The organism is Streptomyces sp. NPDC055140 (assembly GCF_053607285.1).
On record NZ_JBSGTG010000050.1, the window covers coordinates 21,072 to 29,676 of the forward strand.

The 8,605-nt window shown below is 66.4% G+C and carries 9 protein-coding genes and 1 pseudogene; 7 read left to right on the plus strand and 3 right to left on the minus strand.

Annotated elements, in window-relative coordinates; all coding sequences use genetic code 11:
- The first annotated feature begins 73 nt into the window (after window positions 1-73).
- Together ACWFR4_RS44655 and ACWFR4_RS44660 are read left to right on the plus strand one after the other, a co-directional pair.
- Window positions 74-667 (plus strand): TetR/AcrR family transcriptional regulator, encoded by a 594-nt coding sequence (locus ACWFR4_RS44655; RefSeq protein ID WP_453657266.1) that lies wholly within the window; start codon window positions 74-76, stop codon window positions 665-667.
- A 65-nt stretch (window positions 668-732) separates the two neighbouring features.
- Window positions 733-1,374 (plus strand): annotated as a pseudogene (locus ACWFR4_RS44660) (transposase family protein); the annotation flags it as partial.
- Between the two features lie 332 nt (window positions 1,375-1,706).
- On the opposite strand, the gene ACWFR4_RS44665 reads toward ACWFR4_RS44660, so the two are convergent.
- A complete protein-coding gene (locus tag ACWFR4_RS44665) occupies window positions 1,707-2,309 on the minus strand; it encodes a TetR family transcriptional regulator (RefSeq protein WP_453657268.1) in 603 nt (200 codons plus the stop codon).
- Between the two features lie 275 nt (window positions 2,310-2,584).
- Here ACWFR4_RS44665 and ACWFR4_RS44670 point away from each other — a divergent pair, with 275 nt between their 5' ends.
- From ACWFR4_RS44670 to ACWFR4_RS44685, 4 genes are all read left to right on the plus strand, one after another.
- Window positions 2,585-2,980, plus strand: coding sequence for a nuclear transport factor 2 family protein (locus ACWFR4_RS44670; RefSeq protein WP_453657270.1), 396 nt, complete (start codon window positions 2,585-2,587; stop codon window positions 2,978-2,980).
- Window positions 2,981-3,133: 153 nt separating this feature from the next.
- A complete protein-coding gene (locus tag ACWFR4_RS44675) occupies window positions 3,134-3,862 on the plus strand; it encodes a glucose 1-dehydrogenase (RefSeq protein WP_453657272.1) in 729 nt (242 codons plus the stop codon).
- A 58-nt stretch (window positions 3,863-3,920) separates the two neighbouring features.
- Complete coding sequence (locus ACWFR4_RS44680; protein ID WP_453657274.1) at window positions 3,921-4,787, plus strand: NmrA family NAD(P)-binding protein; 867 nt, start codon at window positions 3,921-3,923, stop codon at window positions 4,785-4,787.
- A 62-nt stretch (window positions 4,788-4,849) separates the two neighbouring features.
- Window positions 4,850-5,287, plus strand: coding sequence for a tautomerase family protein (locus ACWFR4_RS44685; protein ID WP_453657276.1), 438 nt, complete (start codon window positions 4,850-4,852; stop codon window positions 5,285-5,287).
- A gap of 284 nt (window positions 5,288-5,571) precedes the next feature.
- Here ACWFR4_RS44685 and ACWFR4_RS44690 read toward each other — a convergent pair whose 3' ends face one another.
- Window positions 5,572-6,891: an ISL3 family transposase gene (locus tag ACWFR4_RS44690; RefSeq protein ID WP_453657278.1), complete on the minus strand. Its 1,320-nt coding sequence runs from the start codon at window positions 6,889-6,891 to the stop codon at window positions 5,572-5,574.
- A gap of 118 nt (window positions 6,892-7,009) precedes the next feature.
- Window positions 7,010-7,882 carry an aldo/keto reductase family oxidoreductase gene (locus ACWFR4_RS44695; RefSeq protein WP_355784235.1) on the minus strand — a complete coding sequence of 291 codons (873 nt, stop codon included), beginning with the start codon at window positions 7,880-7,882 and terminating at the stop codon, window positions 7,010-7,012.
- A gap of 169 nt (window positions 7,883-8,051) precedes the next feature.
- On the opposite strand from ACWFR4_RS44695, the gene ACWFR4_RS44700 reads away from it, so the two are divergent.
- Entirely contained in the window at window positions 8,052-8,447 is a 396-nt protein-coding gene (locus ACWFR4_RS44700; protein WP_355784330.1) for a winged helix-turn-helix transcriptional regulator, read from the plus strand.
- The last annotated feature ends 158 nt before the right edge of the window (window positions 8,448-8,605 follow it).

Genomic DNA, 8,605 nt, shown 5'->3' on the forward strand with positions numbered 1-8,605 from the left:
GACCGGTCTGGATGCGTCAAGGGTTGCAGGCAACCAATTGAAGACAGACAGACCTGTCTGGTAATGTTTGCCTATGTCTGAGAAGGTGCTCTCACCACGGGAACGCAGCGCGGCAGCGCGGGCGCGGCTGCTGGCTGCCGCCGACGAGCTGTTCTACGCCGAGGGCGTGCAATCGGTCGGAATCGACCGCGTCATCGCGCGCGCCGGAGTCGCCAAGGCAACGCTGTACAGCGCCTTCGGCAGCAAGGACGGCCTGGTCCGCGCCTACCTCCAGGCACGGCACGGAGCGACCGTCGAGCGCATGACGCGCGAGCTCGAAGCGCGTTACGACACCCCGAAAGAGCGCCTGGTCGGCGCGTTCGAGGTGCAGGGACTGTCGTTCACCGAGCCGGGCTTCCGTGGCTGCGCCTTCATCAGTGCGAGCGCCGACGCCCCGCCCGGCGGTGTCGTCGAACAGACCGCGCAGGACTACCGCACCTGGCTGCACGAGCTGTTCTTCGATCTCGCCCAGCAGGCCGGCGCCAAGGACGCGAAGTCGCTCGCCCACCAACTGGTACTGCTCTACGACGGCGCCGGGATCAGCGCCTGGCTGGACCGCGACCCCAGCGCCGAGACAGCGGCCCGCACCGTGGCAGCCGCCGTGGTCGACGCTGCCATCCCGGACTGAACCAGCCCACCTCGAACGCGATCGCTAACCCTCGATCAAGGCGGCAGGCGTCGGAAGCAATTCCGAGGAGCAAGCTCCCGCCGCACCGGCGCGCCCCGCTCTGACTGGTCTACCTGTGCAGGCACGACACCTTTGCGCAGCTCGTGGCCGGCTTCGGCATCGCCGTCGGCACGGCACACGCCTACACCACGGTGGTCATCGACCTGCTCGCCGACCGCGCGCCCGGCCTGCTGCGCGCCCTGCGCGAAGCCGACTCCGACTATGTCCTGCTCGACGGCACCCTCGCCGGATGCGACCGGGTCGGCGACAGCCGCGCCGACTACTCCCACATGCGCCGCCGGCACGGGGTGAACGTGCAGGTGGTGACAGACCCGGCCGGGCGGCTGCTGCGAATCTCGGCCGCACTGCCCGGCCGCGCCCACGACCTGACCGCCGCCCGCACTCACCGGATCATCCGGATCTGCGAACGCCAGGTCATCCCGGTCCTCGCCGACCGCGCCTACCTGGGCGCCGGCCCATGGGTGACGACACCGATCAGACGCCCACCCGGCCGCGACCTCTCGCCGACCCGGCGAACAGTCAACCGCGCCCTCCACGGCGCGGGCCTCGGTGGAACGGGCGTGGCTCGTCTGAAGTCCTGGCGCATCTTCCGCAAGGCCCGGTGCAGCCCGAATCGAATGTCGGTGCTCGGCCACGTGCCAGCCTAGGTGGCCCCTGACCCAGGAACATGATCATGTCCGTGCACAGGGGGCCGCGGGTGGTCTCCACGCGGAGGCTGGCGCGGGTGAACCACACACCGGTGCTGTTGCGCAGTCCTGGCCCCGCTGTGGCTCGGATGCGACGGAGTATGGGGGAGAGCAACTGTGCCGACTCGGAGTCGAATGCGCATGCAAGGGCGCTGGCGGCCCGCAGCGTGAACCGCTCCGCGATGCGGGCCCAGACCTTTGGCGGCTCGACGACCGCGGACACCAGCAACCGAGCCCGTAGCCGGCTCACCCGGATTGGGTGGCCGCACCGCGTCGGTCGGCGGTTCACGGCCCTACGCGGCACCCGTGCGGCTGTGCAGGTCGGTGCGCGCGCTGTCGAGGATTTCGTCGGCAAGGTCGGGGTCGGCATCGGCGACGGCGCGTGACAGAAGCAGGGCCCCTGCCATCTCACTGAACAGTGCAATGGCCCGCGCTCGCCGCTCGCCTTCCTCGAGTCCGGGTGCTTGCACGATCTGTGCGAAGCGGTCGAGGTTCGCCGCCAGGCCCTGCGCGTAGCGAGCGCGGCCGGCCGGGTCCAGTCGCCGGACGTCGCCGGCGAAGCCCGTGTTCGGGCAGCCGTGCTCGATGTCGGCGCGGTGTTCGGGCGACAGGTACCAGTCGATTTGTTCTGCGAGCGGGTCGCTGCCGCGAGCCTGGGATGCCGTGATGGCTTCGTCGAGGTTGCCGAAACCGTCCGCCATGGCCTTGGCGACGACCGCGGCGACGAGCGCGTCCTTCGAGGCGAAGTGGTTGTAGAAGCCGCCGCGCGTCAATCCGGCCGCGGCCATCAGCTCAACGAGGCCGACGGCGTCGACGCCGCGCTCACGGAACAAGCAGTTTGCGGCGGCGACGATCGCTTCTCGGTTCTCCGCTGCCTTCTGCTTCGAGATGCCCACTGTCTTCCCCCAAGCCCAGCTCTTGAGAGGACTCTAGCGAGCCGGGTCGAAGATCTCAATGTCGGTCGTCATTGACAGGGCGCCACGACGGGCGTAGAACAATGTTGACCGACATTGTGACGAGGCTGACGGGGGCGCATCGGTTACACAGCGGAGGCTGGCATGGCTGCACCCGAACAGAAGCAAGACGCTGGCACTGAAGGCATTCGACACGCTATTCAACAAGCGCGACCACGCCGCCGCCGGAGACTTCTGGCCCGAGCGCTACGTCCAGCATGGCGCACATCGCACCAGGGCGCGCGGGCCTGCTCGACCTGATCCGATCCCTGTGCGACACGCTGTGCTACGAGTACGAGCTCGTACCCGCCGAAGGCGACCACGTCGTGCTCTACGGCCGCTTCGCCGGCACCGGCAGCCCCGCCGCCTCGGTGGCGGCCGACGTTGTGCGCATCGAAAACGGCAAACTCGCCGAGCACTGGGACGTCCTGCAGGGCGAGGCGCCCCGCGCCGAGTCCAGCGGCTTGCCGATGTCCGGCGACCGGTCCCCGCCCGACCTCCGAACCACTAACGCCGCACGGACGCAGCCGGGCAGCCGGCAATCCGGCCGTTTCCCTGGGAACTCCTGGCCGCCAGATAGCCGGCCGACAGGCCGGAGTTTATGGGTTCCCTGACTTGGTAGGGAATCTCGGATTGGTGATTCGATTCGCCATTGGGTGCGGCTGTGCAGTGGCTCCAGCTGAACTCTCCGAAACTGAGATGTGCGGTGTCCGAGATCAACCGAGCCCTCCGATCAACTGCATGTACCACTGTCGGGAGTAGTGATTATGGGCAAATTGCAGGGAAAAGTAGCGGTCATCACCGGCGGCACCGAGGGGATCGGGCTAGCCACAGCAAAGCTCTTCGTCGAAGAGGGTGCATATGTCTTCATCACTGGCCGCCGCCAGAAACAACTAGATGACGCCGTGAAGGAGATCGGAGGCACCGTATCCGGCGTTCAGGGCGACGTTGCCGAACTGGCCGACCTGGATCGCCTCTACGAGACCGTCAAGGCGAAGGGGCGAATCGATATCGTTTTTGCCAACGCCGGTCTAGGCGAGTTCGCTTCGCTGGAAGACGCCACGGAAGCGCATTTCGACAAAATTTTCAACATCAACGTGAAGGGGGCGTTCTTCACGGTACAAAAGGCCCTACCGCTATTGAACGAGGGTGCGTCTATCATCCTCACGGGCTCCGCTGCGAGCGTCAAGGGGACCGCAGCGTTCTCGGTCTACGGAGCGAGCAAGGCCGCCATCCGAAATTTTGTTCGAGGATGGACCGTGGAACTGAAGGATCGCCGTATCCGCTCCAACGTCCTCAGCCCTGGCCCGATCGAAACGCCACTTATTGCGATGCAACCTCAAGACGCCATCGCGAAGATTGCGTCCACTATTCCGATGGGCCGCATGGGGCAGCCCGACGAAGTTGCCAAGGCGGCGCTTTTTCTGGCGTCAGATGACTCCAGCTTCGTCACGGGAATCGAACTGTTCATTGATGGCGGCAGAGCGCAAATCTGATACCGCAACTGCGGCGCAGTGCCGACCGTTCCCTTCTCCTCCCGGACAGGTGAATCCCATGACTTTTCTCGTTATCGCTGCGACCGGCAGGACCAGTTCGGGTGTCGTGCGGCACCTCCGGGCCGCTGGCGAAGACGTCCGCGTTCTCGTCCGTAATCGCGAGAAGGCCCAGTCGGCCTTCTCGGACCTCGACCGCATTGAGATCGTCGACGGTGCATTCGACGACGGTGACGTTCTCGCCGAGGCTTTCAACGGTGTTGCCGTCGCCTTCCTCACCATCGGAGGCAACCCTGACCAGGTGCGTCTGGAGAAGGCAATCATCGACGCCGCGGCCAAGGCGGACCGTCCGCACGTGGTCAAGCTGTCGAGCATCGCCACCAGCCACGACTCGGCGTTGCTCCCGGGACGGCAGCACGCCGAGATCGAGGACCACCTCGCCGCCTCGGGACTCTCACACACGCTGCTGCGCCCGGTCAGCTTCACCAACAACCTTCTCTACGCGGCCGAATCGGTGGCGGCTCACAACAGCTGGGCCGGCGCGGCGCCCACCGGCCGGGTGGCCTACGTCGACATCCGCGACGTCTCCGAGGCGGCCGCCCTGGTGCTCCGCGACCCCACGCTGCACGGCAGGACGCACGACTGGTCGGGCCCCGACGCGTACACCTCCCCCGAGGCGGCGGCGCTACTGAGCAAGATCCTCGGGCGCGAGATCCGCTACGCCCCGGTGTCGGCGGACGAGCGTCGCACGGCACTACTCGAGGCCGGGCTCGCGAAGTGGTACACGGAGCTGTTCGTCAGCCTGGACACCGCCGCTGAAGCCGGCGCGCTCCAAGCGGTCACCACCACCTTGAAGGAACTGCTCGGCCGCGAGCTTCGGACCGTCGAGGAGTTCCTCACCGAGAACGCCACCCAATTCACAAAGTAGCGTCCGGCGCTGGCGCGACCAGGGCCTGCTGAAGGTGCTGCACGAGGTCTAAGGAGGCTGTCATGCCCTTTGTCAACATGACCGTGCGAGAAGGCGCACTCACCACCGAGCAGCGCCACGAGACCATGGCCCGCCTGACAGACGCGCTCATGTTCTGGGAAAAGGTGCCCGAGATGCCCGCGGCTCGCAAGATTATGAAGGGCTGGGTCTACGAGGTCGCTGCAGATGCCGACTATATCGGCGGCAGCCCGGATCACGAGAAGCCGTTCTACTTCATCGAGGTGCGCATCCTGAGGGGACGCCTCGACGTCCTGGGCAAACAGGGCATCATCCGCGATTTCACCGAGATCATCATGCGGATCGAGAACAGCGAGCGCACTCCCGAGAACCTTCGTCGTGTCTGGGTGACGATCAACGAACTCGACCGCGACGACTGGGGCATCGGCGGCCACACCGACTGGCTACGCGACTACACGAGCGCTCTGGCGGAAATCGAATGAACCGGAGCGTTGGGACGGAACAGTTCTGGGCCCGTGCTGCGGCGGCGGGGAAGCTCCGCACGCCGGATCGGAGGGCAGACGCCGCCCCGCTCCCACCACGAGCTGCCCGAACGACTCCGCGACTCGCTCGACTCACACAGAAGACCCGGGTGTTCCCCTACGCCGAGAAGCCTGGACAAGGCGAGCTCTTTTAGGGTCTGTTTCTCGGATCATGTGCGGAGCCAGATGGCGAGGGTCGCGAGGGTGACGGTGCCGAGGTAGATGTAGGCACGTTTCTCGGCTCTTCACAGACCAGGGTGTAGCCGGGGTCTGAAGCCGCCGCTCTCCAGCAGTGATCGGGCTATGTAGTTGGTGAGGTTGCGGAACCCGAGGGCGGAGCCGCGGAGGTGTTCGAGTCGGCCGTTGATCGCTTCGGTCGGGCCGTTGCTGGTGCCGGGGCGGGCGAAGAAGGCAAGCACGTCGTCGGCTCGCTTCTTCAGAGTCCGCCCGAGCGTGACGAGCTCACTCAACGCACGCGGGACGCTGTGGCTGAGCGACTCGATCAGCTTAGCCATCAGCTCCTGACCTCGGGTGCGGTCAGGTTCGCGGTAGGCGGCGATCATGCGCTGGTAGATGCCCCAGGTCGCCTCGACCTCGACGTGCTCATCGCCGGCGAACAGGTCGGCGAGTCGTTGCTTCTGCTTGTCGGTGAGCAGGTCTGCCCCGGTGTGCAGGGTCCGCCGCGCACGATAGAGAGGATCGTTCTTGCGGCCGCGGTGCCCGTGAGTGCCCTGCTGGACCCGGCGCCGGCACCGGTCCAGCGCGTCACCGGCGAGACGCACGACGTGGAAGGGATCCATGACCGCGACCGCGTCGGGCAGCTCCTCGGTTGTTGCGGTCTTGAACCCGGTGAATCCGTCCATCGCGACAACCCCGACCCCGTCGCGCCAGGCCTGCGGCCGATCAGCGAGCCACTGCTTGAACGCCTGCTTGGAGCGACCCTCGACCATGTCGAGCAACCTGGCTGGGCCGGTGCCCTCTGCGTTGCCAGTCAGGTCGATGATCACGGTGACGTACTTGTCGACGCGGCGGGTGTGTCTCCAGACGTGCTCGTCGACCCCGACCACGGTCACGCCGTCGAACCGGTCAGGGTCCTCGATGAGAACGCGCCTGCCCTCGGCCAGGACGGCGTGGTTGGCGGTGTTCCAGGCGACCCCGAGGCCTTCCGCGACGCGGGCCACGGTGAGGTGCTGGCACACGATCCCCTCCAGCGCCCACCGCAGGCCACGCCGCGACAGCTTGGCCCGCGGTTCGGCGGCCCGGGTGGTGTCTTGGCGCCACACGTGTCCGCAGCCCGTGCACCGGTAGCGGCGGAGCGTGACCTCAAGCATTGTCGGGCGCCACCCGAGTGGTTCGTGCGCCAGGCGCCGGACCACGCTGTCGCGAGCCACTCCCTCGCATCCGCAGCGGCGACACCACTGGTCCGGCTCGACGACCCGACACGCCAGCACGGCCCGGTCCGGATCGAGCCGCTGACCGACGACCGCGAGCCCGAGCTCATCGAGGCCGCAGAACGTGGTCAGGTCAGGGCAGGCGAAGCCAACTTCAGGGGTAGCGTCAGGCACGTCGAGGTCTTCCAGATGATCGGTGTAGGAGCCTTCAACTTCGGGAGACCTCGACGCCGACGCGGCGCCGGCTTCTTAAGCCCTCGACTCCGAAGGCCCCTCCGGTCCCCCGGGGGATTCAGTCGCTGATGCCGTCCAGCTCTGCCAAGTCCTCAGAAGCGAGAGAAAGGCCGGCGCCTGCGACGTTCTCACGCAGGTGCGCCACCTTCGACGTGCCGGGGATGAGCAGAATGTTCGGGGAACGCTGCAACAGCCAGGCCAGCGCGACCGATATCGACGTCGCCCCCAGGCGGCCGGCGACTGCCGAGAGCGCCGAGGACTGCAACGGGCTGAAGCCTCCGAGGGGGAAGAACGGCACGTACGCGACGCCCTCGGCGGCGAGCCGGTCGATGAGCTCGTCGTCGTGGCGGTGGGCGAGGTTGTACATGTTCTGCACGCACACGATCGGGGCGATGCTCTGTGCTTCGGCGACCTGCTCCGTGGTGACGTTGCTGACCCCTAGGTGGCGGATCAGGCCCTCTTGCTGGAGCTCGACGAGAGTCGCGAACGACTCGGCGAGCGAACCAGATTGCGGGCCCTCAGCGTTGCCCAAGCGCATGTTGACCAGGTCGAGCACCTCAACCTCAAGCGCCTGGAGGTTCTCATGGACCTGCTTGCGCAAGTCTTCGGGTCGCCGGGCTGTAGGCCAGCCACCCTGTGCGTCACGGTTCGCGCCCACCTTGGTCACGATGCGCAGCGACCCGGGATAGGGGTGGAGCGCCTCTCGGATCAACTCGTTGGTGATACGCGGCCCGTAGGCGTCGCTGGTGTCGATGTGGGTGATCCCCAGGTCGACTGCTTCGCGCAATACGGCCAGCGCACCGTCGTGATCAGCGGGCGGCCCCATGACCCACGGGCCGGCGAGCTGCATGGCGCCGTAGCCGAACCGGGTGACCGTCAGGTCGCCGAGGGCCCAGGTGCCGCCGGGAAGCGATGTGGAGGATGTGCTCAACGTGGTGCCCTTCGTAGTTCGCTTGGGGGTGGCGCTTTCCACCTCCTGCACCAGTATTGGAGAGTAACTTCCCATGAGGAAGTAGGCACTTTGGAGTGCGTAACCCACCCGAAGGAGAAAGGTGCGATCCGTGACAACGACGGCGGCGGCTCAGAAGGCGCAGGCCAAGATGGAGTACAACGCGTTCCTGGCGGCATGCCCCAGCCGCCAGCTGCTCGACCGAATCTCAAACAAATGGGTCGTCCTGATCCTCTGCGCGCTCGGCGGCGACGCCTCGCCCGTTCCCGGTACAGCAGACGCTCCCAAGGCGATGCGCTACTCCGAGATCTCTCGTCTCCTGGTCGGGGTCAGCCAGAAGATGCTGACCCAGACACTGCGGTCACTGGAACGTGACGGCCTACTCACCCGCACCGTGACGCCGACCGTCCCGGTCACCGCCTCCTACGAGTTGACTGATCTCGGTCTCTCGCTCCACCACATGACGCGCGGCATCAGAAGCTGGGCCCAGACGCACATGACCGAGGTGCTCGCCAACCGCGAAAACCACGACACTCACACCACCTGACCACTCACATGCAACAGCTCAAACCTTCTCGCGCTACACCCTCAACGGGACTGTAAGAAGAACGGCCCTGTCTCATATTCGGTGGTGACGGATCGTGTCGCTATCCGAGGAGGATGCGGTGGCGGAGCAGGGTGAAGCCTGCTCGTCCGTGCATCTGG

What these genes read in the sequence shown, in the direction of transcription:
- ACWFR4_RS44670 (WP_453657270.1), top strand. Translation starts at nt 2,585, where the DNA reads ATGGCGCACATCGCACCAGGGCGCGCGGGCCTGCTCGACCTGATCCGA.
- ACWFR4_RS44700 (WP_355784330.1), top strand. Translation starts at nt 8,052, where the DNA reads ATGGAGTACAACGCGTTCCTGGCGGCATGCCCCAGCCGCCAGCTGCTC.
- ACWFR4_RS44680 (WP_453657274.1), top strand. Translation starts at nt 3,921, where the DNA reads ATGACTTTTCTCGTTATCGCTGCGACCGGCAGGACCAGTTCGGGTGTC.
- ACWFR4_RS44685 (WP_453657276.1), top strand. Translation starts at nt 4,850, where the DNA reads ATGCCCTTTGTCAACATGACCGTGCGAGAAGGCGCACTCACCACCGAG.
- ACWFR4_RS44675 (WP_453657272.1), top strand. Translation starts at nt 3,134, where the DNA reads ATGGGCAAATTGCAGGGAAAAGTAGCGGTCATCACCGGCGGCACCGAG.
- ACWFR4_RS44655 (WP_453657266.1), top strand. Translation starts at nt 74, where the DNA reads ATGTCTGAGAAGGTGCTCTCACCACGGGAACGCAGCGCGGCAGCGCGG.